The sequence below is a fragment of the uncultured Anaerococcus sp. genome (assembly GCF_963510915.1).
GTDB lineage: Bacteria > Bacillota > Clostridia > Tissierellales > Peptoniphilaceae > Anaerococcus.
On sequence record NZ_CAUPHG010000012.1, the window covers coordinates 1 to 26,731 of the forward strand.

Below are 26,731 nucleotides of genomic sequence, written 5' to 3' on the forward strand. Positions count from 1 at the left end.
CCCTTCTTCTACCCTATATTTTACCAAGTCTTTGGTCTCTCGATAAAAACCATCTGTTGTCCAAGTTACAACTTCCTTGTATTTTAGGCCCCTTTCTTTAAACAAGACCTCCATGGCAAAAATAGCCAGAGGATTTAGGTCTATATACCTTGCTGGTTTAACATAATGAAAACTAGCTCCTTCATCTCTCAAGGCTCTAACAGGAACTAGAAATGTCGACTCGGCAATATCTACCAAGCTACCACAAGTGCCGGTGCTAATAATTTCCCTTACTCCATATCCAATTAGCCAATCCATTAGTTGGGCTGATGGTGCAGATCCTACCGGAGCTTGGACAAGGCAAAGTTCCTGGCCCTTGTGCTTTAAAAGATAAACTGGATAGGTCTTTGTCGCAGACTCAAACTCCGCAACTTTCTTAGCCTTGTTTTTTAAGGCATATTGGTCAATATAATCTCCTAAGAATCCATAAACACATTTCCTAGCTAGGTTTATGGCTAGGTCTTCATGGGTCGGCATAATAACCGATTCATAGGCGTCATCAAATTCTAAAATTGCAAGTTCATTTTTGTGGAGCATTGGCAAAATTTTCCTATCTTTTAATAATTTTTAAAACAAACAGTCAATAAATTTCCTGCTTTTATGAAATATTATCCTAGCCCCTTCTTATTTTATCAAGCCATTCTTGATTGGCTGGGTCATTTGAAAACCTAGTATTTTTGTCAAGACTTGCCAAGGCATCCATATCAGCCTCACTTAGGTCGAAATCAAAAAGTGAAATATTTTCCTTAATCCTTACTGGGTTACTTGATTTAACTAAGACCATAGTGCTCCTTTCTATATTCCATTTTAGGGCTATTTGGGCAGGAGATTTGCCATACTTATCCCCTATTTCCTTTAGAATTTTTTCATCAAGAAGATTTGATTTTCCTTGAGAAAGAGGACCCCAGGCCTGGTGGAGGATGCCATTTTCTTTTAAAAATTCAACTGTTTTTTTATCTTGGAGGTAAAGATGACTTTCAAGCTGATCTAGGACTGGTTTTTCTCCTAGCTTTACTAGTTCTGCCATCTGGTCAATAGTGAAATTACAAACACCAAGAGATTTTACAAGGCCTTGGTCTCTATAGTCCCTAAAAACTTCCCAGGTTTTTTCAAAATCTTTGCCATACCAATGAAGCAAGATCACATCAATATAGCCTATATCAAGGTCAGATAAGGATTCGTCAAGACTTCTTTTTGCATCGTCTGTGTCAAAAGAAGATGGCCATACCTTGGTTGCTAGCTGGTAGTCTTCTCTTTTTAGACCTGTTTGTTTTAAATATTTACCAAGAAGTTTTTCATTTTCATAATATTTTGCTGTATCGAAATACCTATATCCATTTTCTACTGCAAAGCCTATAGATCTTTCCATGTCAGCTTCTGCAGTAATTTTATAAGTACCAAAACCTATGGCAGGCACTCTTTTTCCATTATTTAATTTAAAATATTTCATAAGCTCTCCTTTTTTCTTAATATTTATATACCCATATGATATAATATTTAATATGAAAACAGTATTAATAACTGGCTCTTCTAGGGGAATCGGGGCTGCCACCGCTAGGAGACTTGCCAAATCTTATAAAATTGTCATAAATTATAACAAATCCAAGGACGCAGCCCTTGCTCTTTTGGAAGAACTTAGGAAAATAAATCCTTTTGTAATCGCTATTAAGGCTGATGTTTCTAAAGAAGATGAAGTCCTTAATATGTTTGAAACAATCGAAAAAAACTTTGGCTCTGTCGATATCCTTATAAATAACGCAGGGATTTCTTATTTTTCCCTCATCCAGGATATGGAGTTTGAAAAATGGAAGGAAATTATGGATGTAAATCTCAATTCGGTTTTCCTAAATTCAAAAAGGGCTGTACCTAAGATGGTCGAGCAAAAATATGGTGTAATTATAAATATTTCTTCTATTTGGGGAGACTTTGGAGCATCTATGGAGGCTTGCTATTCAGCTAGTAAGGGTGCTATAAATGTCTTTACCAAGGCCCTAGCCAAGGAACTTGCTCCCTCAAATATCAGAGTCAATGCCATAGCACCAGGTATTGTTGATACAGATATGATGAAAAAAGACTTTAGCGATGAAGAACTCAAAGATTTAAAAAACGAAGTAGGTCTAAATAGGTTTGCAAGCCCAGAAGAAATTGCAAGTCTAATAGAATACTTAATTTCAGATGACGCTTCCTATATAACAGGCGATATTATCCACATAAATGGAGGCTTTAATTAGCCTCCATCTCCTGAAATTCCTTAAAATTGTACCAATAAATTAGCGATTTTCCTACCTTTTTGTCAAGGGCCTCTTCTATGGCTTCTTTATAGATAGCAAGCTGAGTCTTGTAGGCATCCTCTCTTTTTATCATATCCGTCTTAAAATCTATTAGGATTATTTCGTCATCCCTTTCAAAAATCAAGTCTATCTGACCATTTACATAATAGCCGTCATAGGTCATCAGGAAGGACTCCTCAGATCTTTTTGGATTTTTTCCTCAATTAATTTTTTGATAAAATCATCTTCATAAAAACCCAATAACTTGTCTATTTCTATCAAATCTTTTATAGACTTATCAAAGATTTTTTTATCAATTAGCCTATCTATTTCTTTAGTCAAATCCTCTTCTCTATAGTCTTTCATCGGCAATTTTTGGAACATTTTGTGGATTAAACTACCCTTTTCTGTTGGGCTATAGGTTTTTTCTTGCTCCAAAAAACTAGGTTTTTTGAAGGAAATATTGCGGCTAAAACCGCCCGCATCAAAACTTTCATAACCTTCGTTTTCTTTATTGAAATCCTTAGAAAGTTCTGTAACAGATTTTTTCAAACTCTTTCCTATATCATCCTTACCCTGATAGGCGTATTCCATCTTGTTTATAATCTTTTCATAAAGATTTTTATCGACCTTTTCATTTAAAAGATCCACTAGGTTTTCATTTTGATTTATACTTAGGTCTGGGACCTCATCTATAAATTCAAAGTCAATCCTCCTATCAAAGGACGAGTCTTTTTTGATTCCCGTAAAAAACTCACTTGTAATATTGTCAAAGGAAAGTGCCGCTAGAATCCATTCCAAATGGGAATCTAAGTCCAGGTAATTTTCATTTTTATAAACTTTTTCAAGACCCGCTTGGCTCTTTTCAAAATTGCCTGTAATGTATAGTCTTTCCTCAGCCCTAGTTAAGGCAACATAGAGGATTCTCATCTCCTCTTTTTTGTCATCTTCCCTAGATTTTTCTAAAATTAGCTTCCTATTAATATTTGGAAATTTTATTTTTTCTTCATAGTCAGCAATATTTATACCAATCCCAATATCCTCATCAAAAACTATTGAGTCAACCTGCTTATTAAAGGCCTTATTAGCTCCTGCTAGGATTACAACCTTAAACTCTAGACCCTTTGACTTATGAACTGTCATTATCCTTACAAGATTTTCTCCCTCAGATAAGTCACGAGTCGGACTTATAGAATCAGATTTCGTAGCTTCTAGGTTATTAAAAAAATTTACAAAACCATATAGACCATTGTCGTTAGCAGAATCATAATCAGCCATAAGGTCAATTACAGATTCAATATTATTTATCCTATCTTCTGCCAAATCCCTTGCCAAGAGAAAGTCATAAAGACCTGACCTTTCAAAAAGATAATTAGCAAAGTCATATAGATTTAAGATTGCAAGTTTATCTTTAAAATCTTCTATCAAAGCCTTAAAATATTTGATTTTTCTGCCAACTTCATCATCCTTATCATATTCTTCGAAGGCTTCATAAAATTTATAGGAAGTCGAAGATAATTTAATTTTAGCCAAATCATTTTCGTCTATGTCAAAAATTACTGATCTTAAAACAGCCATCAAAACCAAATCGTCATTGGGATTTGTGAGGTATTTTAATAGATTTATAAAAAATCCAACTTCGCTTGCATTAGTTGATACCTTTGAAATATCATTAAAATACGGAATGTCAGCCTTTTTAAAAGCCTCTTCGTACTTGTAGGACTCAGTTCCACTCCTTAGAAGAATGGCTATATCCCTATATTCATAGCCTTCCTTACCCAGCTCCTTGATAAGATTTACTAGGTAAACTTCCTCTTGTATAGGTTTATCAAGTACCTTCACGCCTACCCTAGCTTGGTCTAAAAGATTTTTTTCATCCTTGCCATAATTTAGTCTATGACCTCCCTTTTTGTAGTCAATATCTGCCATTTCCTTGGTCATAAGCCTATCAAAAATATAGTTATTAAAATCAAGGATTAGCCTATCGGTCCTGAAATTTTCGTTTAGATTTATCCTCATCGAATCTTCTTCCGATTCATAAAGGTCGAGCTTTTCTAAAAATAAATCAGGTCTTGCTCTCCTAAAACCATAAATTGATTGCTTAACATCGCCTACAAAAAATAAATTTCTTTCAGACTTCAATTTATCTACTATATAATTTTGAATTTCATTTGAGTCTTGATATTCATCAAAGAAAATATACTTATATTTTTGTCTAAGTTTTTCCCTAGCTGTATCATTAGTAAGTAGCTTTATAAATTCGTGTTCCAAGTCATTAAAGTCGAGATAATCCTTAGCGGATTTTTTCCTATCAAAAGCTTCCTTAAAATCTTTGGTTAGCCTATAAAGCTTATCAAAAAGCACTTCTTCTTTGGCTTCTATAAAGGCAAGCGCTTTGGAATCTGTATTAGTGATTAAAGATTCGATGACCTTCACTTCTGCCTTATAGGAATTTCTACCCGCATCTATTTCAGCTACTAGATCATCATCAGCTATTTCTGTCTTTATACTCTTGGCAAAAGTCTTGTATTTTTTATTTGCAAGGCTAATTACGAAATCATCCCACTTACCAATCTTATTTCTAATTTCAGCTAGCATTTCATAATCACTTGCAATAAGGTCAACTGCAGAAGCTGGGAGCATTGGATTAAGCCTTCCACCAAAGTTTTCAATATTTTTTAAAACAAGGTCCATCTTATGGCTAATAAAATCCTTAAAATATTCTAAATTATCCCCCTTATCCTTCATAGCTTTAAGCCAAGAAAGACCATCAATCATGCCTACAATTTTTTGGTAGGTCAGTAGAACTATTTGCTTTGCATTGTAATCTGTCTTTTCTTTAGAAAAATTTTGCAAAAAATATACAAAATCATCGTCCATTTTTTCATACTCTTTGTCAAAAACCTTATCAATGGCATCTGCCATGTAGATTTTTCCTGTAGAATCTGGCATAACTTTGAAATTTGGACTAAGCTTATCAAGGTAATAGAAATTTTCCCTCAAGCTATCAGAACAAAAAGAATGGAGGGTTTTTATTTGCGCAAACTTCAAAAGTTTAAATTGCCTTTTGACAAAGGCTGGGTCAAAATCACCTACCCTTTCTTCAAGGGCTATCCTTATCTTATCTTTCATGTCTTGGGCAGATTTGTTGGTGAAAGTGACTATTATCATCTTGTCAATGTCGATTTCCTCTTCAATCATCAACGAGATTACCCTATTAACAAGTACCATGGTCTTGCCAGAGCCAGCTGCGGCAGATACTATTATATTTTTATCTCTTTCGTAGATTGCAGATCTTTGCCCGCTAGTCAACTTTAGTTCTGTCATTTCCAACCTCCAAATCCTCTAGGGTCAAATTTTTATCCATCTGCCTAAACCTAGCGCTGTCGATTATCTTATCAAACTTGCAAATTCCCTTGTAATCACAATAGGTACAAGCAGAGTTGGTCTTATCCTCTCTAAGAGGCTCTAGGTCAATTTTTCCTTGTTTGATATCTTTTATCAAATCTTTTACCATATCTTTTATAAAAATGGTAAGTTTCTTAAAATCATCTTCGCTTAGCTTATAATTTCTCCTATTCCTCACAATAGAAGAAGTAGATCCATTAGAATCCCTATCCATAAGATTCAGTGCCTTTCCATCCTTATCAAGGAGAATCCCATCTAGGGCAAATTTCTTATCAAGACTTAAAGCAAGTTTCTTCTCGTCAGAAATCGAACCTTCAAATTTTTCAATCTCGTCTCTGAGGGAAATATAAAAAGCTCCTATAGGCTCAAGGTCTTTCTTATCATCACTTACAGCAATCATATATACAATAAGCTGTAGGTCCTTACCATTTAGAATATTTACCAGGTTAAAAGCCTTCGAGCCTGTCTTGTAGTCAATTACCCTTACAAGCTTACCTGCCATATCTATCCTATCAATCCTACCCCTTAGATAGTTTTCATCATCAACATATACAGGACTAAAGAAACCACCCTTATCAAAGGTCTTTTCAAAATATTTAAGTTTGAATTCGCCCTTGTTTAATTGGTCTATAATTTGTCTGGTATTTCTTTTGGCTGCCTGGTTTATATTTTTAAGGATATACTTGTTTTTTGGATTATCCTTCCTCTCACGATCGAGATTTTCATCTATCCCTTCCCTAAACTTATCATCTAAAAGCTCATCAATTTTGTTAAAATCAACCTCATCCAAGTCCATATCTTTGATTAATTTTGACAAGTCTTCAAAGGATTTGTGGACTATATTTCCTATATCTAGGGAATCGACACTAAAATCTTTTTCCACATCAGGCCTTAGGCCATAGGCAATAAAATGCTTATATGGACAGGCTGAGTATGTTTCAATTTCCGATACTGAATAAGCATGCTTTTTATAAAGTGATTCTCTAATTTCAGTTGTCAAAGGCACCTTGTCATTAGAATAAAATAGGCATTTCTTTATCATGTTATAGATTTCTTTATTGTCATTCTCACTAGAATTTTCTCTTAGATATGCTAAAAAAGCCAATGCCAAATCCTTATCCCCGTCTAATACCTTTTCCTTATTAGCAAGTCTATTTAGGACATCAAGGGTGAATTTTTTAAGGCTTTCCTTAGCCAAAAGTGCCTGGTTGGCACATGGATCTAGGAGAATGTTTTTCTTTAGTCTTGGAAAAATCTTTCTAATATCCCTAATAACCAAGCTTTCGTTTAAATTTTTCCCTTCCTTATCTGAAAGTGCATAGGAAATAAGAAGTTTTTCTGATTTTGATATAAGTTTATAAAAGCTTAAAAGTTCGAGCCTTTCGCGGTCTTTGGCATAAAGTTTTAGGTCTATTTGAGCTTTTTCTAATTCTTCGACATCATCTGGGCTGATTAGGTAATCTTTGGTCTGTTGGGATGGAAAATATGAATCATCCATACCCATTAGGATATTAATCTTCTTATTTGCCACCCTATCTCTTCCAAAATCTGACACTATGAGATGGTCTTTGGATGGTGGGATAAGGCCAATTTGTATATCTTTTGCTGCAGCTTCTATTAGGCTATAAACCCTAGCCAAAGCTAAGCTCCTATCTCCCATAAGTAAAACTAATTGGTCCAAAACCTCTACAAAAGTATCCCAGATTTGCTCATTTTCTTTATACTCATCTAGGGCACCGACTTCCAATAATTCGTCCTGAAATGCGTTGATTGAAGCCTTTATACCAGGGCTAGATATCATTTTATATATTTTTGTGGCAAGGTCTTTGACTGTCATATTTTTCTTATCAAGTCCCTTGATAAGTTTTAATATCTTATTTCTAGCTTCATTTACAACCCTGTATTCCTCACGCTTCTTCTCAATTTTAAGATCTTTTCTAGAATCATTAGCAAGATTTTTCTCATAAAATTCTTCATCCATGACAAAGTACTTGTCGACTTCAAACATTTTGCCCTTGATTTTCCTATAAGCAAGAAAATTTATCAAGGTATCGGTGTCTTTTTCGCTAAGACCAATCAATTTTGAATTTAAGATATAAAATAAATCTTCAGACCTAAAATTATTTACCGGAAGTCTTAAAAGAGCGAGAAAAGTCTTTATGATGTGGTTATCTGCCATCTTCCTTCTTTTATCAAGAAAGATTGGTATTTCATACCTAGCAAAAGTTTTTATAAGCTCATTTTCATACTCGCTAGGATCAGTCAAATAAAGAGCCATATCCTTAAAGCGGAGATTTTGATTTGTTTTTATAAGCTTATTTATAAGTAAGGCCAGATTTTCAACCTCAGACTTACTTGAGATAGATTCGTAGATACTGATATTTTCAGGGATATCTTCATAAACTTCTGGCCTATATTTTTCAAAATTGTCCCTTAAATGATCCAGGTCTCCTATATTGTGGTTTGAACCTAACTTTATGATTTCAGCCTTAAAAGCCTCCCTAAAATTATCTAGAGTCCTAGCTGGTCTATCGAAAATTTCAGGTCTTATTAAAGGATTGGCAAGAAATTTTGGATTAATATTTAAGCTTATATTAATATCTAAATCCTTGTCATAAAGTGCAGAAATCAAGTCAACCTTTCTTTCTTCAAAAAAATCGAATTTGTCTATAAAAATCTCATAGTCATCAAGAAAATTTGTTTTACCAATATTTTCTGCCACAAAAGTTAGGATATCTTCCTTGTCTAAATATTTGCCATGGATTTCTTTTTGGTAGGCATCTATAATTAATTTAATTTCCTCAAATTTAAGCTTAGAAATGTCAGAAATATCGCTATTAGCAACCAAGTCAAAGAAGTCTTCATCAAATTTATTGTCCTTGAAAGATGAAATTAGACCAACAAGAGAATTTATAAAATCAATATTTTGATAAGAATTTTCAAACAGTTTCAACTCATCCTTTAGGTCTTGGAGGATATTTGTTAGAAGTAAAACCTTCCCTTCTTTATTTAAAAACTCAAGCTTGCCTTCATCAAAATGGTCCATAAAAAAGCTTGCAAAAGACGAAAAGGAAAGAACTTTGGCATCCATTACAGCCTTGTATTTAACTGATTCTAGGAAATTTATATCAGTTTCAAGTGTGTATTGCTCTGGCACTATTAGGATGGATTTCTTGTTATCATCCAATCTTTCTTCAATTTTTTTATAAAGGTAATCGCTATTTTCCCTTGCGTCTTCTGAAATTATTAGTCTAATCATCTATTATCTCCAAACTTGACCCAGAGCTTGAGTCATAAGTTATTATAATCTTCGCTTCAATGGCGTCTTTGAGTTCATCAACATGGGAAATCAAACCAACAAACCTGTCTTCCATAGAAAGTTTTTCAATGGTAGCAATAGCATTTGATAAAAATTCTTTAGAAAGAGTCCCAAAACCCTCGTCAATAAAGAGGGTATCTATCCTAATTCCGCCATTTTCTGCCCCAATTTCATCAGACAAGCCAAGAGCTAAGGATAAGCTAGCGAGGAAATTTTCCCCACCAGAAAGAGTAGAAGCTGGTCTTTTTTTGCCTGTGTTTGAATCTAAAATTTCTATATCAAGCCCCATCTTAGACCTGCCATCAGTCGCTTCGGTTTTTCTTACCATAGAAAACTGACCGTCTGTCATCTGGTTAAACCTCTTATTAGCAAAATTTAAAACCCTATCAAAATACACACTTAGGATAAAGGTTTCAAAATCAAGCCTCTCAATTCCCTTAACAGCCCCTGTGACCCCGTTGGCAAGGTCAGAAAGAGCTGAAACAATTTGGGCAGTCTTTGAAAGTCCTTGGTAGATTTCCTTAATTTTCCTAATTTTCTCCCCATCTTTTTTGGTCAAATCAAGCCTGGTTGCGGCTGCAATTTTCTCCCCATCAAGGACTTTTATTTCCCTTCCAATTTCCTCTAAGTTTTGTTCAAATTCGTCTAGGTTAATAGGTTTTTGATTTTTAAAATCCAAGAAATTTTCCCTAGTGGTTTTTTCTCTATCAAGATTTTTGAAATAGACATCTATAAATTCTTTCTTATCTTTCAATTCATCTTCCCTAGATAAATAGCTTCTATAGTCGTCTATGGTATTAAATTTCTCAGCAAGCTTTGCTTCAAATTCTTTTTGGTACTTTTTTAAATCTTCATTTGCTTTTCCTAGATTACTATCAAGAGAATTTATTATTGACTTTAATTTGGATGTCTCAACGACAAGGTCTTGGTGAGCTTTTTCTTTCTTCCTTATAAAGGAGTCAAGTTTAGATATTTCTTCTTCAAAATCCTTTTTTTCGTTAAGAAGTTTCTCCATATTAAGGCCTAGCATAAGCTTTTCACCAGCTAAATATTTTACTTTAAGGTCATTGAGATTTTTTAGTTTGTCGGAAATTTCCTTAATAGTTTTTTCCTTATCTTCCTTGGCTTTTTTTAGGTCTTGACCCTTTTTGCCAATTGTTTTTAGGAGCTTTGCTAATTCATCAAGCTGTTTTTTCTTTTCTCTTGCCAAGTCTTCATAGGATTCTAATAAATCCTTATTATCAGAAATTATTTTCTCTAAGTCTTTAAGCTTAAAATCTGTTTGTAAGTCTTTAAGGTTTTTATCATAAATTGCCTTGGTTTTTTCAAGCTTTATCCTTAAATCTGCTAGGTCGCCAGTGATTTTTTCCAAATCAAGGGCAGAAACTTGCAATTTTTCTTTCACTCCTTGGTGAATTTTGCCACAAACAGGGCAAATTCCCTCTGAGTTTAACCTATCGATTAGCTTATTTATTTCAAAATGATCTCGATCGAGGTCAGCTTTTTCTTTTAGCCTTTCTTGTGCTTTTAGGTCTTTTGAAATATTTTCAAGTCTTTCCTCATTGGATTTATTTTCCCTTAATTTATTATAATCTTCATTAAGTTTTTCTATTTTCGACCTTATTTCCGCAATCTTCTCCCTCTTAGAAAAACCCTCGTCTTTGACCTCATTTAGTTTTTCATTGGTCCTATCATATGATAATCTCAATTTTTCGAGTTCTGTTTCATCTTCTTTAATCTTAGTTTGTAGGCTTTCAAAATCCTTATCCAAATCTTTTATAGATTCATAGGATTTTTTAACCGCCAAAAATTCCTCAAAATCTGATATTTCTTTAAGTTTTTGAGAATATGATATCTTGACCTTATCGAGTTTCGCTTTTACCTCAGGTAAATTTTTGATTTCTTCTCCAAGTTCTTCCAAGATTTTATTTTTATCTTCCAGGCTTTTTTCATATTTGCCCTTACTTGCTAGAAATTCTTTAAGGTCAATCTTTGTTTTTTCAAGCCTATCTTCGTAAATCTTTATAGATTTGGCGAAGGTAATGAAAGCTAAGTCCTCTTTTACCTTAGTATTTTTTTCTAAGTCTAATAGCAAATTTTGATAGGATAGGTCTGCTTTCTTAAATTTTTCTATATTTTCATTAAGACTTTTCCCTTTTTCCAAATCTTGTATTAAGGATTTCTCCCTTTTTTCAAGATTTTCTAAGGATTTTAAAATCTCACCTAAAAACGAATCTTGGTTTTTTTCTATTTCTGAAATTATGTCAAAAATAGCAATAAAATCTCGTTTTAAAATCAAATCTTTATCGATTTTCTCTTTTAATATGTCATTAAAAGAGATGACATTTTCTAGGTCCTTATCAATCTGGTTAAGCTTTTTCTTCTTGTCCATAGCTCTTGTTTTTAGCTCATCTTGGATGGCTCTTTGGGCGTCAGTTTTGAAAATATTTGACAAAAGTGCCGCTTTTTCATCGGATTTTGAGTTTAAAAACTTCTGAAATTGACCCTGAGCAAGAAGCATAACCTTTGTAAATTGGTCTTTATCAAGGCCTATAAGTTCTTTAATTTTATCATCAACTTCTTTGATTTTTTCGGCAAGGAGAACTTTTTCGCCAGTGATATCGTAAAGTTCTACCCTATGGCCAATATTTTTCGGATTTTTAATTTCAACTGCCCTCTGACTAGGAACTCTCAAGACCTCATAAATCTTATCGCCCAAGGCAAATTCCAAGTCGACGTAGGTAAAGGTATCATCTTCTGAAAGAAAATCACTCCTTAAATCTTCCATGGCTATTTCCCTAGGCACTTCCCCATAAAGGGCAAAGGAAATGGCATCAAAAATCGTTGTTTTTCCAGATCCAGTGGGACCTGATATCAAAAATATTTTCTTGTCAAAAAGTCTAGTAAAGTCAATTTCGATTTCATCCTTGTAGGTCAAAAATCCCCTTAATTTTACCTTCCTAACCTTCATTTATAGCCCCTATCACGTCTTCAAGTACGATTTTTTCATCACTTGTTAGCCTACGATTATCCTTATAGCCTACAAAGTCCTCAAAAAGCTCAAGTATTGATTTATTTTCTATATCTATATTTATATTTTCATTATCCATAGCAAAAACAGACCTTGAAGCATAATTAATAAGGACTGCGTTTGGAAATTTTTTCTTAAATTTCGCCATGGCATTTTCTATTGTCGCCTTATCTTCAAGGATAAATTTGATATAAGAATCACTAGCTGGCTCGCTTATCAAATCGTCAAAATAACCTGTCCTTACTTCAAAATCTCTTAAAAGTTTGATTGGGATTTTTTCTATATCAAGACTTTCTTTCCCCAAATCAACAAGAGTCACAGTCTTATTTATGTCCTTTTTGTCAAAGGAATAAGGCATAAAAGTGCCCGAATACCTAATTTTAGGATCCAAAACATAGTGGGCGGAGTGGAGATGACCCAAGGCAGCGTAGTCAAAGTTCATAAAAAGACCAGCATCCATGAAGTCTGACCCACCTATGGTCAATGGTTTTTGGCCTTCGTTATAAGCTTTTTCAAGACCCTGGCTTATTTCTGATGCATAGCAATGGGTTATTATTACATTCCTATCCTTGTAGTCATAATCTTTAAGAGCTTCTTTGTACAAATCGGTGAAATCAGCAATCTCCTCACCAAAAAGTATCCTCGCCTTGGCAAGGGACATAAAAGGCAAGAGGAAAAAGTGGATTGGGCCGACACAGTCCTCCAGGGTTACGACTTCTTTTGTAAATTCTCCCGCCAAGTAATATCTATTTGTCTTATAAAACCTCTTATTTACATCCAAACGCTTGGCAGAATCGTGGTTGCCAGAAATGGCAAGAACTGGGATTTTTAGGTCAAAAACTATTTTTTCTATAAAATAATTATATAAATCAAGGGCCTCTGCGCTTGCGACAGCTGTGTCAAAAATATCGCCAGCAATCATTACAGCCTCGATTTTCCTATCATCAATGATATCTAAAATCTGGTCTAAAACATATTTTTGGTCTTCAAGAAAAGAAAAATTTCCCAAAGATTTTCCTATATGAAGGTCTGATAAGTGAAGGAGTTTCATTATTTGTCCCCATTTCTCACGAAGGTTAGGGTGTCAGCGGTCGAATTATATGGATCATAGGTGTAACCGTTGATATTTAGCTTCTTAATATCATCAACATCCTCGATTTTTTCTGCTATAATTTCCTTTAGCATCTGGCCTCTCGCCTGCTTCATGTAAGAAACAACAGACTTTAATTTTCCACCACGATTTTCCTTAAAATCAACAGTCAAAAACTTGTCAGTATCCTTCAAAAATGGCTTTATAGTCTTGGTATATTCCTTGCTCGCAAGGTTTAAAACCAAATCTCCATCCTCAAAAAGTTTTTTATACAAATCATCACCCCAAAATTCGTAGAGGTCATACATGGTGTTGTCAAAATAAAGCCTATAATCCCTAATCCCTGTCATTGGCTTTAAAAGACCATAAAAGGCATCGAGAATGTAGACGTGGTCGTTTAAATATTCAAGATCCGGAAAATCTACCAAGCTAAATTGCTTAAAAACCAAACCATCAAAGGAAAAAAGGGCCGGATTAGGAAGGTCGTCAAAGTCAAAGTCTTGAAAATCATAGTAGGCTTTTTCAGTGAGTTTGTCATTGGTCTTATTAAGGTTACCAATTTCATTCATAGAAAGACGCCTAATCTTTTCAAGCAAAACCTTGGTCTTTTCAGCAAATAAAAGTCCTTCTGTCCTTATATTATCAAAATGTTTAAAACCCTTAGCCGGTGAAATAATAATCTTCATAAAAATCCTTTCTTTATATAGATAATTATATCATATTAGTAATATAAAAATCCCAGTTAAATAACTAGGATTTTATATCTAATTGCTATTATAGCCATTATTGATGGTATCAAAGCACTTTTTCCAGTACTGCTCTCTTTCTTTTATTTTTTCTGGATCGTAGGACCTGTTATAAAATTCTATTAGGGTAAAGGTGAAATATTTTTCAAAATATTCTACGCCTTCTTTATTTTTTAGTTCTATTAATTTTTTATTTCCTCCGTCCTTGGTTTTAAAATAATCTCCCCACCTTTGTCTTACCCCTTCAACGCCTGTTGCTGAGCCAATATAAAGTCTGCCTGTATTAGTATCTGTCAAGCAATACACTCCACTTACCTTGCTTAAAACTTCATAATACGATTTCAAAATTTCACCCTTAAATATCTTGGATAATTTATCAAATGGCAAGTAAACTCTGTCATAACCTTCAAATTTATCACCGCTGTAAAGACAAGGAAGAATTTCCTTTACACTAATTCTTTCAATATATGAATTTAAGTTAAAAGTATATCTTGAAAATGCATTGCCTTTCTTGCAATTAATAATAAGTCTACCAAAAAATGGTTTGAACCTTTCTAAAATCTCAACTTTTGCCCAATCATCCTCCGGGACTTCTAATACCTTACCAGCAGAAATAAATAACCATTCATCCCCACTTATCCTAGAAAAACTAAAAACCCATTGTTCTGGATAAAAATTCCTTTGACTGGTGCCATACCATCCCCAGTAAGAACACTGTTCACATGTACCATTTATTTTATCAATGTCATTTTGTTTAAGCCAATAATCTATAAAACTTTCAGCTAGCGAACCATAGGTCATATTAAATTCTATCTTACTATTATTTATTTCTTCTTCTGTCAAATTAAAAATATCATTTAACTTAAGTTCCATAATCTCTCCTTAAATCCCATATAAATTTTCTTTCAAACTTCTTACAATCGACTCTCTTAAAGTCTTTGGTTCTATCACTTCCACATAAGGTAAAAATTGGAGTGCCCGGTATTCTATACCTTTTTCGGGTGCCAAAAATTCTCCTAGATAATAGTCACCATCTTCTCTAATTTTTATATCCGTTCCAAATTGATCAATTACATAGTTTAAGATTTCCTCCTTAAAGCGTATTTTTATAAATGATGGCTTGCCAAAAAAAGCATGGGTCGCCTTTTCTATTAGTCTATTTAAGTCATCGGACCTAAATTTATCCCTATTTCCTTCTAAAATTTTTATATCCTTTATAAAATCAATTCTAAAGGATAAAATATTTTTAAAACCTGGCGTCGTTCCCAAAAGATAGTATTTTTTGTTATCAGCTAGGATCCTATAAGCGTTTAATTTGTAAGGTCTTTTCCTTTTTTGCACAAGTTTCTTGTCTGTCCCATAGGTCAGGTAGGTGAATTCTATCTGACGATTTTTATCAATGGCATCATTTATGATTTCTATATTTAGGAAAACTTCCTTGTTTGAAGTTCTTTTTGTCCTATAAAAATCTACCTGACTTATATATTTATCGACTGACCTTTGGTATTTGGACTGACTTTTGCCTATTTTCCTTAAAAGCTCTGTGCACTGGTCCCTGTCAATGTAGGCAAGGGAAAATATAGCATCCATCAATAAATAGGTTTCACTCTTTTCAAGTGGGCGATCTATGAGATAATAGCCCTTGCCATTGTCAGAAAAGGTTGAAATATCAAAGCCAAAATCGATCAAATCATTAATAGCACTGGTGATTGTTCTCCTGTCTAAATCTACATTATAATATAAGGAAAGTTTTTTCCTTATCTCGGACATTGAAAGAATATGGTCGGAATCACTTTCTTCACGAAGAATTTCTAGGATATATAAAATATTTAATCTCGAACTTGCCATAGGTCCTCCTAAGATAATTATATCATATTAAAGCATTAATTTTATAATCTAGGTAAAAATAAAGGGCGGCCTTAACTAGGCTTGTCTTATCCCAAGTAAAGGTGAGTTTTCTTAGGTAGTCATCTATTTCTGTATTTATTTCTGGAAGTAAAGCTCCTTTGAAAAAACTTATGTCATTGGTAAGCGCCCCTGCCTCTTCCCTATCTATCCCATGATCTAGATAATAAGCAAAAATTTCTTCCCTATTTGATGGATAATTTCTATTTTCAAAGTCTATAAATAAGGAATATGCCCTAGTATAGGTCTTTGATAGGCCTAATAGATACAATAAATCTCCATAGGTTTTTATATTTTCCCTATAATCGAAATTTTCTAAAGATTCAGTCGCCTTTCTTGGAAATACATTTTTTAATTCTATTTTTTCATTCAGATAATATCCAAATAAATATTTTTTGAAATCTTCTATATCTATGCTTTGAAGGATATTTTTTTCATAATATAAGGGATTTAAATTATCTAGGTAAATAAAGCGAGTATAATATAGGCCATATTTTTCCATTACTTTTTCCTTGCACCAAAGATACCCAAGTCCTTCATCATAATATTCCAATATCCGCCACCTTACTTTATCCTCAAATTTTTTATCAATCAGAACTTCATAATAAATCTTAGTTTCAAAAGTATAAGAAGGATTTATATTAAAACCATCTCGGCAAAATCCTTCCTTTTTTTCTAAATCAACCCCATATTCCACCCCATCTACAAAGATAAGATCCTTGTTTTTTTCATTGTAATAATGAGCAGGAAGTGGGTTTATTAGGCTAAGACCTAAAAGATAAAAACTAAAAAAAGGCAAGTTTTCGATTAGAATATTTTGGTCAAGATTTTCCTTTAAGAACAAGAGAAAGTCAATTTCATCTTCCGAAGCTTTTTTCCTTATTACTTCCATTTCTTTCTTTATCCTGTCTTCTATATAAAGATTTTCTCCGTATTTGATCCTAGATAGGTCTATAATTTTTTCTTCAAGATTCATCTTATCACCTCTTAATTTTATTATAGCAGGTGGGATGTGCAAAAAATTGTACAGGCAAATCTTTCCATCAAAAAAGACCCCCTATTTGGAGGTCATTTTTTTGATTTTTTCTTTTATTTTTTTGCAAATCGCAACTGTTACAAGGGTGGTGATGGCTATCATTACTATGGAGCCACCTGGTTTTAGGCCATAGTAGAATGATAGGGTGATTCCTATTAGCATAAAAACTACCGAAAATATTAGGGAGACTAGGTAAGTTTTTTTGTAGGAATCGCTAATTAATAGGGATGTGGCAACTGGTATTACCATTAAAGATGTAATCATTAGGGCACCAACGATTTTCGCTGAAATCGCAATTGTGATTGCTGTTAAAAAGGTAAAAACTCCATTTACTGTCCTTACCTTTACTCCTGCAAGCCTTGCCATTATCGGATTTATCGATATAAACAAGAGAGCGTTATAAAAGTAGAGAGACATGGCTACTACCATAGCGAAAATTATAGATACTAGGATTAAATCTTCTCTTGATACTGTTGTGATTGACCCAAAGAGATAGGATTCAAAGCTCTTACCCCCTGGGGCAAAGTCTGATAAAATCGCTGCAAGGCCAATGCCAAAGCTCATAATTATGGCTGTCGCCATGTCGCCAAAGTCCTTGAATCTTTTTCTGATGATGTCTATGGCAAAGGCTCCTAGGATACAAAATACTAGGGATGACCACATAGGATTTATGGCGAAGATTAGGCCTATAGCTATACCTGCCAGTGATGAGTGAGATAGGGCATCGCCTATCATTGATGTTTTCCTATTTATCATTACAAGGCCAATCATAGGGATGATGACTGCGAGCATGACGCCAACAGCTATGGCCCTTCTCATAAAATCATAGCCTAGCATATGACACCGTCCTTTAATTTAAAGATTTTATCAACGTAATCGCCTAAGATTTCCATCTCATGAGTTATCATCAATATTGAAATCTTGTGATGGGTATTTAGGTACACTAATAAATCAAGGAATTCTTCTTTAGATTTTTTATCAATGCCAACAGTTGGTTCATCTAATATCAATATATCGGGATTATTTACCATAGCCCTTGCTATCATCACCCTTTGGGCTTGACCACCAGATAATTTATTTATGGGTCTATCTATTAGGTTTTTAATTTTTAGGGTGGAAAAAGTATTTTCAATTTTTGACTTGGATTTTTTTGTTATTGTGTTAAATATTGAAAATTCCTTGTAGAGGTTTAGACCCACATATTCTCTGGCTGATACTGGAAAGGCAACCTTGATGGCTTCATTTAGCTGTGGAACATAGCCTACCTTGTCAAAGTTTTTAAAATCTTCCATTTCAATACCAAAAACTTTGATAGAGCCAGAATCTTTTTTTAGCTCGCCCAAGATTAGCTTGATAAGGGTGGATTTTCCCGACCCATTCTCTCCAGAAATCACCGCAAAATCTCCCTCATCAAGGTCTAAGTTTACGCCTTTTAATATTAAATTTTCATTATAGCCAAATTTTAGGTTTTTTATCTCGATTTGCTTCATATATATATTATGCTAGTGACTTATATATATTTTCAAGGTTCTCCTTGATTATTTCTTGGATTGTAACTTCCTTATCGATTTCTTCTTGGGTTGCAAATTCCATTGTTGATAGTGGGGCTACTTCTGCACCTATTTCATCAGCGATTGTCTTTGCTGCCTTGTCTGATCCACCTTTTTCGAAGAAAACTGTCTTAATCTTGTCAGCCTTAGCTAAATCTGTTACTTCTTTCATGACCTTAGCATCTGGGTCTGCTGTTGATGTAAGGCTTGCTAGAGGAATTTGTTCAAGACCAAAATCTCTTGCAACATAGCCAAAGGCTTGGTGAGGAACGATAAATTTCTTGTTAGAAACTTTTTCAAATTTTTCCTTGTATTCGCTAATTATTTCATCAAATTCTTTAGCTATTTTTTCGTAATTTCCCTCATAATAATCTTTGTTAGCTGGGTCAATTTCAGATAATTTATCTGCAATTACCTTGGCTTGAGCCTTGGCATTTACAGGTGATAACCAAGTATGTGGGTCAAATTGTCCATGGTGGTGGTGATGATGTTCTTCACCTTCTTCGTGGTCATGGTCATGGTCGGCATCTTCATGGTCGTGGTCATGGTCGGCATCTTCATGGTCGTGGTCATGGTCGGCATCTTCGTGGTCTGCCTTTATAAGATCAAGACCTTCGCTTGTATCAACCATTGTAATACCAACAGTTTTTTCTACATCATCCTTCCATTCTTCCATGCCTGCCCCATTCATAAAGATTAATTGAGACTCACCAAGTTCTGCAATTTCCTTAGCAGATGGTTCAAAATCATGGCTTTCTGTTGTAAGGGAATTAAATGCCTTTACTTCAAACTTATCACCAGCGATTTGCTTGGTTAGGTTATAAATTGGGTAGAATGAAGCGTAGATTACCTTTGATTCATCCTTTTTTTCTGCTTTTGCTTCTGTTTTTACTTCTTCTTTTGTTTCTGTCTTTGTATTGTCCTTAGCTTGATTGCCACAGCCTGTAAGAGCAAGGGCAAATGCAAGGCCTATAAATAAAATTTTCTTTTTCATAAACACTCCTTTTGCAAATGATTTGCAGTAGTTATTATATAAGCATTTTTATATCTGTCAAATAAAGTATAATATTTTTAAGGAGATTAATATGCAATTAAATGACCTACTAAAAAATAAAAACCTTAGGATAACCAAACAACGCAAGCTTATCCTAGACTACATTGACAAGAAAAATGAACCTGTTTCTAGCCAAGAAATTTATGACGACCTACAGGAAGTGATAGCTATAGACCTTTCAACAGTCTACCGCAACCTCAACATCCTTGAAGAGAACGGCCTTTTGCTCAAAACTTCAGACCTAGATGGGATTTCATATTACCAGCTAAAAAAAGACGACCACAAGCACTTTATAACCTGTAGCCATTGCCACAAAAAATACATAATTAAGTCTTGTCCAGTCCATGAAATCGAAAAAGAAGTAATGGCAGAAACTGGTTTTATAATTAATGGCCACAATTTCGAATTTTACGGAATTTGTCCTGCCTGCCAAAAGGAAATGAATCTTGCTTAGGATAATCCTTGCCATCTCACTTGCCCTTGCTTTAACATCCTGCCATGAAATTCCAAGGCAAAATGAAAGGCAAAATCCGCCAACAAGCGGTGAAATTTCTCAAGTTTACGGAAAAGCCAAAGTTAAATATGCTGTTGATGGGGATACAATCTGGGTTAATCTTAATGGAAAAGACGAGAAAGTGAGATTTGTCGGTGTAAATACACCAGAAGTTGCAAAAGACGGCGAACCCGCCGAATTTATGGCAGAAGAAGCCAAGGATTTTACAAATAAGACTCTAAAAAATAAGGAAATTTTCCTAGAAAAAGATGTTTCTGATAGGGACAAATACGATAGGCTCTTGAGGTATATTTGGCTAGAAGAGCCAAGCTCAGATCCCACTCTTTCCGATATTGAAAATAAAACATTAAATGGGATTTTGGTCAAGGAAGGCTACGCCTACGCAAATTACTATAAACCAGACATCAAGTACCATAAGTATTTGACAAAGCTCGAAAAATCCGCAAAGGAAAATAAACTTGGCATCTGGTCAGACGGGCCTAAGTCTAAAAACGAAAATGAAAAAATCGACCAAACCTACCTCATAAAAGGAAACAAAAATTCCAAAGTCTACCACCTGTCAGAACGGGATTCTTATGACACAGTCAAAAAAAAAAACTCAGTCTACTTTGAAACAGAAAAAGAGGCTAAGGAAGCAGGCTTTAGGCCGGCGAGGTAAAAATATTGTATATTAAAGTGAGAGAAAAATGACAGAAAATAAGGGAAAAATAATAATCTACCAAACTGAAAATGAAGATATTAAAGTGGATGTGTATTTTGAAGATGAAACTTTTTGGATGACACAAGCCATTATGGCTAAGCTTTTTAATGTTCAAGTTCCAGCCATAAGTAAGCATTTAAAAAATATATTTGAAGATGGTGAACTTAATGAAGATTCAGTTGTTTCCATAATGGAAATAACTGCCAAAGATGGCAAAAATTACATGACAAAGTTCTACAACCTAGACGCAATCATAGCTCTTGGTTATAATAACCAATAAAAATAAATATTTTCTTATATCTTAGAAAAAAATTTAAAACTTAAATATTACAATAAAAAAAGCTAGCAAAACTCTCCCAAAAGTGATGCTAGCTTTTTTTATCAAATTTATTTATAAATATCTTTCTTATGGCCAAGATCGATTGCCAAAACAATTAATTCATCATCTCGTATTTGGCAAATGACTCTATATGCACCTATTCTATATCTCCAAAGTCCCTTAAACTCACCTTGCAAAGCTTTACCAAACCTTCTAGGGTCTTCGAGGCAATCAAGTTTTGCCTTCATATCCTTAGCGAGCATGAGGCCAAGATGTTTGTCCATTTTCTTAATTTTTTTCCTAACATTTTCTGAAACAACTAGCCTATAAGTCATTTTCAAGTTCCGAAATCAAATCATCTATGGGAAAAGTAATGGGATTTTTTTCAAAATCTGCCATGGCTTTAAGCCCTGTTTCATAATCAAGTTCATCTTCAATCTGACTTGCTAGGGCAGTTTTAAAAAGCTCAGATAAATTTTTACCAGTATGTTTAGAATAAGCTTTGAATAACTTATTTTCTTCTTCATTTAACCTAAGTGAAACAACGCTCATAAAGTCCTCCAATCTTTGTTTACATTGTACTACATTTTGGATTTTATTCAAAATTTAAGGCCTATAATAGAATTTGATATAAAACTGAGTTTTATTTAATTAAACAAAACCTTTTTTTCAAAAAAAGCACACTCAGCAAATGCAAGTGTGCTCAATCTATGATTTCTATTTTTTCTATTTGTGACTGTAGGATTGCGCCATTGCCGACATAGAAAAGCATTGGCTCGTCCCACTCGTCTTCAGCTTATACGTATTCTTCGCAGTAAATCTCTTCTACTGTTCCGTCCTTGAAGAATACTTTTATGTGTTTACCATCTGAATTATACATGTCGTCCTTTAATGACATAATCTCATCTCCTCTGATATTTCGGTCTTGCTAATGTAATATGAACTCCTTTTTTCTTGAAAAATTACCAGCAATATTCCAAGCCTTAATCTAAAATTTCTATTTTTATAATATCAGGCGTATTAATATCATAGTAGCTTTCTGGCGTTTCCAGACTTATACTTTCTATTTCTGGGTCATTATCACCTGGCTTAGTGTATAAGGTGAATTTACCAATAAAAATTTCATTATTTTTAGTAAATACTTTTATTTTTTTATTGTAATATTTTTTTAAATTCTCAAATCCTATATATTTTTTCATTTATTTCCTATAAAAATATGTGTTTCTAATCAAGACCTAGTATAATTTTTGCAATTTTCAAAAAATCTCCCTTATCTTCCTGAAAAATTATCTGATCATCAAATAACTTCCCTAAATATTTACTCAAAGCTTCTACATCACGATTCTTTTTGATAAAATCCTCAATTTTACTAATTTCTGTGCTATATTCATCTTTAGGAGCAAAGGGAAACAATGAATAGGGGTCCCAAGAATTTATTATTTTTTCTATATCCATATAATTATTTCTCCAAAGCTAATCTAATATTTCAATTTTTTCTTTCAAAAAAGTTCTGGCACGTCCTCAGGGAATCGAACCCTGGGCTTGGGCTTCGGACACCCTTGTTTTACCACTAAACTAAGGACGCTTGATGGTGATGTTGGTGTAGGAGATTTGGTCTAGGAATCTTAGGGGCAAGAAGGTGTTGCCGAGACCACTTGATACATAAATCTGACTTTCGTTATAGTCATAAAGTCCGCTATCAAAATCTGGGAAATAGCCTTCTCCTGGGGCTACTAGGGCACCTATAAATGGGGCTCTAACTTGGCCGCCGTGGGTGTGGCCGGAGAAAATTATATTCATCCTTGGATCGTAATTATCCCTGATTCTTTTAGAAAAATGTGCCAATACCAAATTTAGCCCTTGACCTGGCTTGAAATTATCAAGGTCCATTGACCAATAAGGGACTCCGTAAATATAGACCTCGCTATCCCCTATTTTAAGATTTTCTCCTTGGTTATCAAGTTTTATAATTCCTAAATCCTTTATTTTTTCATAAAAAATTTCAGATTCTTCTGAGGCTTCCTCGTGGTTACCTGATACAAAATAGGTTCTGATGCCTAGTTTTGACAAATTTTCTAGGAAGAACATAGTTCTCTCTATCTTTTTCTCTGTTGGGTAATCAATCATATCCCCAGTTAGGAAAATCAAATCAGGATTAAATGCTTTGATATTATCAAGAACTTGGTCCAAATTGCTAAGGACGTTTGAATGAAAATCTGAAATGTGGGTGATTTTTATATCCTTATTGACCTTGGGACTTTTTATGGTGAATTTTTTCTCCACGCCTACAAAGGCCTGGTCGTGGAGGTATTTTCCTGCCAAAACCATTGTGGCAAGGACAAGGCCTGCCACAAATTTTTTATTTTTCATCGAGATCTCCTAAATAAAGGTCACTTCCCATATCTGAAGGAATCTTAAAGCCAAGCCTTGGCGAAAAGCTCCTACCGGTCACATCTGGGCCGTCAACAGCAGTAGAACGCTTAAATTGAGATTGGGCAAAACGCTTGAAATAAGATTTAATCCACTTTTTGATTGTCTCTTCATCATAGGTATCCCCAAAGGCGTAGGTCGCCTCTCTTAGGATTTGCCTTGCCTTTTTGTGGTAGGTCAAGTGTTGATAGATGAAAAAGTCCAGAAGTTCGTAAGGGCCGATGATGTCCTCAGTTTTTTGGGTAATCTCTCCAGCCTTTTCGCTAACAAGTTCTGGTGAAATTGGTGTTGCCAAGATATCTGTCAAAACTTTTTTCAACTTATCATTCTCTGTAAAATGTGCATAGGATTTTATTAAATACCTTAATTCAGTTTTCATCAAAGTCGCATTTAGGCCATAGGATGCCATATGATCGCCATTATAGGTGGCAAAACCCTGCATATTTTCAGACAAATCGCCAGTTCCTATAACAAGGCCCCCTCCCATGTTTGATAGGTCAAAGAGAACTTGGATTCTCATCCTTGCCTGGGCATTTTCGTAGGCTAGGTCAGCCGTTTTCCCATCGTGGCCGATGTCATGCAAATGAGCTGTTACAGACTTAGAAATATTTATTTCCTTTAGGTCAATTCCCATCGCTTGGCATAAAAGATAAGCATTTGACTTGGTCCTATCGCTTGTGCCAAAGGCTGGCATAGTGTAGGCTCCAATTTTCGCCTTATCAAAGCCTGCCATTTCGTAAGCCTTATCGATTGCTAGGAGAACTGCAGTTGAGTCAACCCCTCCGGATACTCCCAGATAAACCCTGTCAGTACCAACTGCCTTCATTCTTTGAATGAGACCTAGGGCTTGGATTTCAAGAGCATCTTCTAAATATTGCCTAGAATATTCTGTCTTTGGCAGATATGGGAATTTTTCCACCTGGTAAGGCTCATCGGTAAAATTATTGAAATTTGTATAGTGGAATTCATCTTCTAATTCTAGGGAAAATATTCCTGTATGGCCAGCTAATATTTCTCCATTTTTTGCAATAATGCTTTTATCTTCGTAGACAAAATCTGTTGAAGATTCACCCAAACAAGCTGGTGTATGGACATAAATTACATTCTTTGATAAGTATGATATATCTTCACATAACTTGTTAAAAGTCCCAACATGTTTTGGAAAAGCTGATGGATTTAGGATAATATCGGCATTTTGCTCTTTTAAATTTAGAGACTTTGGCATATTTCCCTTTTCATCTTCACCTATACTTATACCTAAATAAAGACCTCCAACATAAATTGGGTAATTTCCATTATTATCGAGAAAATGCTCTCCAATAGTTATGGTCAAGTCATAATCGTTTGAAAAAGTAGTTTTTTCATAAGTTTTCAAATTATTCTTAACTACTAATCCCAAGGCATCGCCACTTTTTATAGGAATTACAACGTTGTATATATTTTTATCTTTTTTTACTGGCATACCTAGGGTAAAAAGTAGATCCTTATCTTTTGAGAAAGCAAGAAGATCTACAAAACCTTCTTTAGCTGCCTTTAATAAATCTTCCTCTAAGTAGCCATCATAAAGACTTGCCCCTGTTAGACAAAGTTCTGGCAAGGATAGGATATTTACCTTTTCTTCCTCGCTTTTTATGATTAATTCTTTTATTTTCTTAACATTTTCTGCCACATTTCCCAAAGAAACAGGAAAAGATGCAGATTTTATTTTTATATTTCTTTTCATTTTAAACCTCTTAGTCTTATTCTACCATTATTTTACAAAAAAAGAGGACCCAAGGGGTCCCGCTCTCTAAATTTAATTTTATAGGTTATTGATTTCTTCGATTAGGGCTGGGACAACTTCGTGGAAGTCGCCTACTATACCATAATCACAGTTTTTAAAGAATTGTGCGCCCTCATCGTTGTTTATAACTACAACTTTTCTTGCAGATTCAATTCCTTTTAAGTGTTGGCCGGCACCTGAAATACCTATACCAAAGTAAAGTTCGCCAGTAAATTTCTTGCCACTTACGCCAATATAGTGGTCATCTGAAACATAGTGTCTAACTTGGGCAGCAGGTCTTGATGCTCCGAGAACTGATCCTGTAAGCCTTGCAAGGTCTTTTGCCAAGTCTAGATTTTGTTTTTCACCTAGACCCATCCCAACAGCCACAACACTGTCAGCATTTTCAACTGGTCCTTCTAGGTCAACTGGTTCTTTCTTAAGCTTAAGACCATCAGCAAGGAGGGCTGCCACAACTTTCTTAACAGCTTCCCTAATATCACCAACAAAGACTTCCTTCTTCCTATCTTCAACCTTAGCTGGTGCTTTTTTGCCAGTATCTTCTGCCTTTGTAGCCTTCTTAGCATCTTTTTTATCCAAAATATAGGCTGCAATTGTTTCCTTCATAAGGTCGCTAGAACCATCATAGATTTGGCTAATCTTGGCATCCCTATAAAGTTTATCAAGGTCGGTAACAGATGATGAAGTGCCACCACACATATCAAGGGCCTTGGATGTCAAATCTTCAGCAAGCTTTGAAACAAAAAGCTTTGCCATGGAAGTATCTTTGCCATAAAAATCTGTCTTAGCATCCATTTTTAAAGCCGCATCCCTAACCATCATCTTTGCCGCCTTAAGGTCTGTAGCCATAGAAGCGAGGATTGGACGGTTGACCTTGGCAGCCTTACGAGCCTTAAAGGTCTTCAAACCACTTTGTAAATAAGTTTGACTTGCTTCATAAGCAGCATCTCCCAGACCTAGGGAAAGGGCAGCTGTTGCAAGGTTACTTGCCTCAAAAATTTCCTCAATATATTCATTTGCCTTGTTTAGGTCCCCAATCAAATTTTCCTTTGGAACTTTTGCGTCTTTTAAAATCAAGTCTCCAGTTATAACTGATCTTGAACCTAAATTCTCATAGGTTTTTGAAAAAGAAAGTCCTTGGCAATCCTTATCAAGGATGAAAATTGAAAGTCCATTTTCCTTATCTCTTGGATTTGTAAGTGCTGTTACCAAGTAATAATTTGAAAGACGGGCGTTAGTCACTAGGATTTTCTTACCATTTAGGAGGTAGTAGTCTCCCTCTTCTGTGGCTGTAGTTTGAATATCCTCATCTTCCTCAAAGTGGCCGAGACCACCCAGGTTTTTGCCATCTAGGAGCAAATTCAAATACTTTTCTTTTTGTTTTTCATTTGCAAATTTACTTATAGGCCAAGTAGCCAAAGAAGTATGGGCAATGACAAGGCTTGCAAGTCCACTATTTACCCTAGGTATTTCCTCAACAGCGGTAGCATAGTTGTCGTAAGATAAACCACAGCCCCCAAATTTTTCTTCAAATGGA

General features: G+C 34.6%; 25 protein-coding genes and 1 tRNA gene. 4 read left to right on the forward strand and 22 right to left on the reverse strand.

The features are described 5' to 3' along the window. Together RQ893_RS02080 and RQ893_RS02085 are read right to left on the reverse strand one after the other, a co-directional pair. Positions 1 to 576, reverse strand: a 576-nt coding sequence (locus RQ893_RS02080) for a nucleoside phosphorylase (protein ID WP_311481393.1), incomplete at its 3' end; no start/stop codon positions are given. A 76-nt stretch (positions 577 to 652) separates the two neighbouring features. Continuing rightward, the gene (locus RQ893_RS02085) at positions 653 to 1,489 is read right to left on the reverse strand and encodes an aldo/keto reductase (RefSeq protein ID WP_311481394.1); all 837 of its coding nucleotides are present in this window, start codon (positions 1,487 to 1,489) and stop codon (positions 653 to 655) included. A 52-nt stretch (positions 1,490 to 1,541) separates the two neighbouring features. On the opposite strand from RQ893_RS02085, the gene ymfI reads away from it, so the two are divergent. Next, a complete protein-coding gene (gene ymfI, locus RQ893_RS02090) occupies positions 1,542 to 2,270 on the forward strand; it encodes an elongation factor P 5-aminopentanone reductase (protein ID WP_311481395.1) in 729 nt (242 codons plus the stop codon). Here the strand turns inward: ymfI and RQ893_RS02095 are convergent. The 12 genes from RQ893_RS02095 to RQ893_RS02150 all read right to left on the reverse strand — a co-directional run bounded on the left by RQ893_RS02095 (position 2,263) and on the right by RQ893_RS02150 (position 19,388). Then, a complete protein-coding gene (locus RQ893_RS02095; RefSeq protein WP_311481396.1) occupies positions 2,263 to 2,493 on the reverse strand; it encodes a PD-(D/E)XK nuclease family protein in 231 nt (76 codons plus the stop codon). The two genes, ymfI and RQ893_RS02095, sit on opposite strands and share 8 nt — an antisense overlap. Continuing rightward, complete coding sequence (locus RQ893_RS02100) at positions 2,493 to 5,636, reverse strand: UvrD-helicase domain-containing protein (RefSeq protein WP_311481397.1); 3,144 nt, start codon at positions 5,634 to 5,636, stop codon at positions 2,493 to 2,495. The genes RQ893_RS02095 and RQ893_RS02100 overlap by 1 nt, the downstream gene beginning before the upstream one ends. Beyond that, positions 5,614 to 8,976 carry a PD-(D/E)XK nuclease family protein gene (locus RQ893_RS02105; RefSeq protein ID WP_311481398.1) on the reverse strand — a complete coding sequence of 1,121 codons (3,363 nt, stop codon included), beginning with the start codon at positions 8,974 to 8,976 and terminating at the stop codon, positions 5,614 to 5,616. The genes RQ893_RS02100 and RQ893_RS02105 overlap by 23 nt, the downstream gene beginning before the upstream one ends. Then, positions 8,969 to 12,007: an AAA family ATPase gene (locus tag RQ893_RS02110; RefSeq protein ID WP_311481399.1), complete on the reverse strand. Its 3,039-nt coding sequence runs from the start codon at positions 12,005 to 12,007 to the stop codon at positions 8,969 to 8,971. Before RQ893_RS02110 ends, RQ893_RS02105 begins: the two co-directional genes overlap by 8 nt. After that, positions 11,997 to 13,118, reverse strand: a complete 1,122-nt coding sequence (locus RQ893_RS02115) for an exonuclease SbcCD subunit D (protein WP_311481400.1) — start codon at positions 13,116 to 13,118, stop codon at positions 11,997 to 11,999. Before RQ893_RS02115 ends, RQ893_RS02110 begins: the two co-directional genes overlap by 11 nt. Continuing rightward, complete coding sequence (locus RQ893_RS02120; RefSeq protein ID WP_311481401.1) at positions 13,118 to 13,843, reverse strand: YaaA family protein; 726 nt, start codon at positions 13,841 to 13,843, stop codon at positions 13,118 to 13,120. The genes RQ893_RS02115 and RQ893_RS02120 overlap by 1 nt, the downstream gene beginning before the upstream one ends. 78 nt (positions 13,844 to 13,921) lie before the next feature. Then, positions 13,922 to 14,776, reverse strand: a complete 855-nt coding sequence (locus RQ893_RS02125; protein ID WP_311481402.1) for a GIY-YIG nuclease family protein — start codon at positions 14,774 to 14,776, stop codon at positions 13,922 to 13,924. A gap of 9 nt (positions 14,777 to 14,785) precedes the next feature. Beyond that, positions 14,786 to 15,751 (reverse strand): WYL domain-containing protein, encoded by a 966-nt coding sequence (locus tag RQ893_RS02130; protein WP_311481403.1) that lies wholly within the window; start codon positions 15,749 to 15,751, stop codon positions 14,786 to 14,788. 22 nt (positions 15,752 to 15,773) lie between these two features. Beyond that, positions 15,774 to 16,784: a hypothetical protein gene (locus tag RQ893_RS02135; protein ID WP_311481404.1), complete on the reverse strand. Its 1,011-nt coding sequence runs from the start codon at positions 16,782 to 16,784 to the stop codon at positions 15,774 to 15,776. A gap of 81 nt (positions 16,785 to 16,865) precedes the next feature. After that, positions 16,866 to 17,681, reverse strand: coding sequence for a metal ABC transporter permease (locus tag RQ893_RS02140; RefSeq protein ID WP_311481405.1), 816 nt, complete (start codon positions 17,679 to 17,681; stop codon positions 16,866 to 16,868). Further along, positions 17,675 to 18,334: an ATP-binding cassette domain-containing protein gene (locus RQ893_RS02145; RefSeq protein ID WP_311481406.1), complete on the reverse strand. Its 660-nt coding sequence runs from the start codon at positions 18,332 to 18,334 to the stop codon at positions 17,675 to 17,677. Before RQ893_RS02145 ends, RQ893_RS02140 begins: the two co-directional genes overlap by 7 nt. 7 nt (positions 18,335 to 18,341) lie before the next feature. Further along, positions 18,342 to 19,388: a metal ABC transporter solute-binding protein, Zn/Mn family gene (locus RQ893_RS02150; RefSeq protein ID WP_311481407.1), complete on the reverse strand. Its 1,047-nt coding sequence runs from the start codon at positions 19,386 to 19,388 to the stop codon at positions 18,342 to 18,344. A gap of 91 nt (positions 19,389 to 19,479) precedes the next feature. On the opposite strand from RQ893_RS02150, the gene RQ893_RS02155 reads away from it, so the two are divergent. From RQ893_RS02155 to RQ893_RS02165, 3 genes are read left to right on the forward strand one after another with little or no spacing between them, the layout of a single operon-like run. Next, positions 19,480 to 19,902 (forward strand): transcriptional repressor, encoded by a 423-nt coding sequence (locus tag RQ893_RS02155; RefSeq protein ID WP_311481408.1) that lies wholly within the window; start codon positions 19,480 to 19,482, stop codon positions 19,900 to 19,902. After that, positions 19,895 to 20,620: a thermonuclease family protein gene (locus tag RQ893_RS02160; RefSeq protein WP_311481409.1), complete on the forward strand. Its 726-nt coding sequence runs from the start codon at positions 19,895 to 19,897 to the stop codon at positions 20,618 to 20,620. The genes RQ893_RS02155 and RQ893_RS02160 overlap by 8 nt, the downstream gene beginning before the upstream one ends. Before the next feature lie 28 nt (positions 20,621 to 20,648). After that, entirely contained in the window at positions 20,649 to 20,942 is a 294-nt protein-coding gene (locus tag RQ893_RS02165; protein WP_311481410.1) for a hypothetical protein, read from the forward strand. A 107-nt stretch (positions 20,943 to 21,049) separates the two neighbouring features. On the opposite strand, the gene RQ893_RS02170 is transcribed toward RQ893_RS02165, so the two are convergent. The 8 genes from RQ893_RS02170 to RQ893_RS02205 all read right to left on the reverse strand — a co-directional run. Next, positions 21,050 to 21,316, reverse strand: a complete 267-nt coding sequence (locus RQ893_RS02170) for a type II toxin-antitoxin system RelE/ParE family toxin (protein WP_311481411.1) — start codon at positions 21,314 to 21,316, stop codon at positions 21,050 to 21,052. After that, positions 21,306 to 21,533 (reverse strand): type II toxin-antitoxin system RelB family antitoxin, encoded by a 228-nt coding sequence (gene relB, locus RQ893_RS02175; protein WP_311481412.1) that lies wholly within the window; start codon positions 21,531 to 21,533, stop codon positions 21,306 to 21,308. Before relB ends, RQ893_RS02170 begins: the two co-directional genes overlap by 11 nt. A 431-nt stretch (positions 21,534 to 21,964) precedes the next feature. Next, positions 21,965 to 22,180, reverse strand: coding sequence for a hypothetical protein (locus tag RQ893_RS02180; RefSeq protein WP_311481413.1), 216 nt, complete (start codon positions 22,178 to 22,180; stop codon positions 21,965 to 21,967). Between the two features lie 25 nt (positions 22,181 to 22,205). After that, the gene (locus tag RQ893_RS02185) at positions 22,206 to 22,436 is read right to left on the reverse strand and encodes a DUF1871 domain-containing protein (protein WP_311481414.1); all 231 of its coding nucleotides are present in this window, start codon (positions 22,434 to 22,436) and stop codon (positions 22,206 to 22,208) included. A gap of 56 nt (positions 22,437 to 22,492) precedes the next feature. After that, positions 22,493 to 22,566: transfer RNA gene (locus RQ893_RS02190), tRNA-Arg, on the reverse strand. Then, a complete protein-coding gene (locus RQ893_RS02195; protein WP_311481415.1) occupies positions 22,557 to 23,351 on the reverse strand; it encodes a metallophosphoesterase in 795 nt (264 codons plus the stop codon). Before RQ893_RS02195 ends, RQ893_RS02190 begins: the two co-directional genes overlap by 10 nt. Then, positions 23,341 to 25,134 (reverse strand): NAD(+) synthase, encoded by a 1,794-nt coding sequence (gene nadE, locus RQ893_RS02200; protein WP_311481416.1) that lies wholly within the window; start codon positions 25,132 to 25,134, stop codon positions 23,341 to 23,343. Before nadE ends, RQ893_RS02195 begins: the two co-directional genes overlap by 11 nt. Positions 25,135 to 25,212: 78 nt before the next feature. After that, the coding region (locus tag RQ893_RS02205) for an FAD-binding protein (RefSeq protein ID WP_311481417.1) at positions 25,213 to 26,731 on the reverse strand (1,519 nt) is incomplete at its 5' end.

Bases quoted from the DNA above. Each gene is read 5' to 3' on its own strand.
- RQ893_RS02165 (WP_311481410.1), top strand. From the start codon at position 20,649: ATGACAGAAAATAAGGGAAAAATAATAATCTACCAAACTGAAAATGAA.
- RQ893_RS02145 (WP_311481406.1), bottom strand. From the start codon at position 18,334: ATGAAGCAAATCGAGATAAAAAACCTAAAATTTGGCTATAATGAAAAT.
- RQ893_RS02140 (WP_311481405.1), bottom strand. From the start codon at position 17,681: ATGCTAGGCTATGATTTTATGAGAAGGGCCATAGCTGTTGGCGTCATG.
- RQ893_RS02120 (WP_311481401.1), bottom strand. From the start codon at position 13,843: ATGAAGATTATTATTTCACCGGCTAAGGGTTTTAAACATTTTGATAAT.
- RQ893_RS02115 (WP_311481400.1), bottom strand. From the start codon at position 13,118: ATGAAACTCCTTCACTTATCAGACCTTCATATAGGAAAATCTTTGGGA.
- RQ893_RS02095 (WP_311481396.1), bottom strand. From the start codon at position 2,493: ATGACCTATGACGGCTATTATGTAAATGGTCAGATAGACTTGATTTTT.
- relB (WP_311481412.1), bottom strand. From the start codon at position 21,533: ATGAGCGTTGTTTCACTTAGGTTAAATGAAGAAGAAAATAAGTTATTC.
- RQ893_RS02125 (WP_311481402.1), bottom strand. From the start codon at position 14,776: ATGGAACTTAAGTTAAATGATATTTTTAATTTGACAGAAGAAGAAATA.
- RQ893_RS02185 (WP_311481414.1), bottom strand. From the start codon at position 22,436: ATGGATATAGAAAAAATAATAAATTCTTGGGACCCCTATTCATTGTTT.
- RQ893_RS02085 (WP_311481394.1), bottom strand. From the start codon at position 1,489: ATGAAATATTTTAAATTAAATAATGGAAAAAGAGTGCCTGCCATAGGT.
- nadE (WP_311481416.1), bottom strand. From the start codon at position 25,134: ATGAAAAGAAATATAAAAATAAAATCTGCATCTTTTCCTGTTTCTTTG.
- RQ893_RS02195 (WP_311481415.1), bottom strand. From the start codon at position 23,351: ATGAAAAATAAAAAATTTGTGGCAGGCCTTGTCCTTGCCACAATGGTT.
- RQ893_RS02150 (WP_311481407.1), bottom strand. From the start codon at position 19,388: ATGAAAAAGAAAATTTTATTTATAGGCCTTGCATTTGCCCTTGCTCTT.
- RQ893_RS02100 (WP_311481397.1), bottom strand. From the start codon at position 5,636: ATGACAGAACTAAAGTTGACTAGCGGGCAAAGATCTGCAATCTACGAA.
- RQ893_RS02170 (WP_311481411.1), bottom strand. From the start codon at position 21,316: ATGACTTATAGGCTAGTTGTTTCAGAAAATGTTAGGAAAAAAATTAAG.
- RQ893_RS02155 (WP_311481408.1), top strand. From the start codon at position 19,480: ATGCAATTAAATGACCTACTAAAAAATAAAAACCTTAGGATAACCAAA.
- RQ893_RS02135 (WP_311481404.1), bottom strand. From the start codon at position 16,784: ATGAATCTTGAAGAAAAAATTATAGACCTATCTAGGATCAAATACGGA.
- RQ893_RS02180 (WP_311481413.1), bottom strand. From the start codon at position 22,180: ATGAAAAAATATATAGGATTTGAGAATTTAAAAAAATATTACAATAAA.
- RQ893_RS02105 (WP_311481398.1), bottom strand. From the start codon at position 8,976: ATGATTAGACTAATAATTTCAGAAGACGCAAGGGAAAATAGCGATTAC.
- ymfI (WP_311481395.1), top strand. From the start codon at position 1,542: ATGAAAACAGTATTAATAACTGGCTCTTCTAGGGGAATCGGGGCTGCC.
- RQ893_RS02110 (WP_311481399.1), bottom strand. From the start codon at position 12,007: ATGAAGGTTAGGAAGGTAAAATTAAGGGGATTTTTGACCTACAAGGAT.
- RQ893_RS02130 (WP_311481403.1), bottom strand. From the start codon at position 15,751: ATGGCAAGTTCGAGATTAAATATTTTATATATCCTAGAAATTCTTCGT.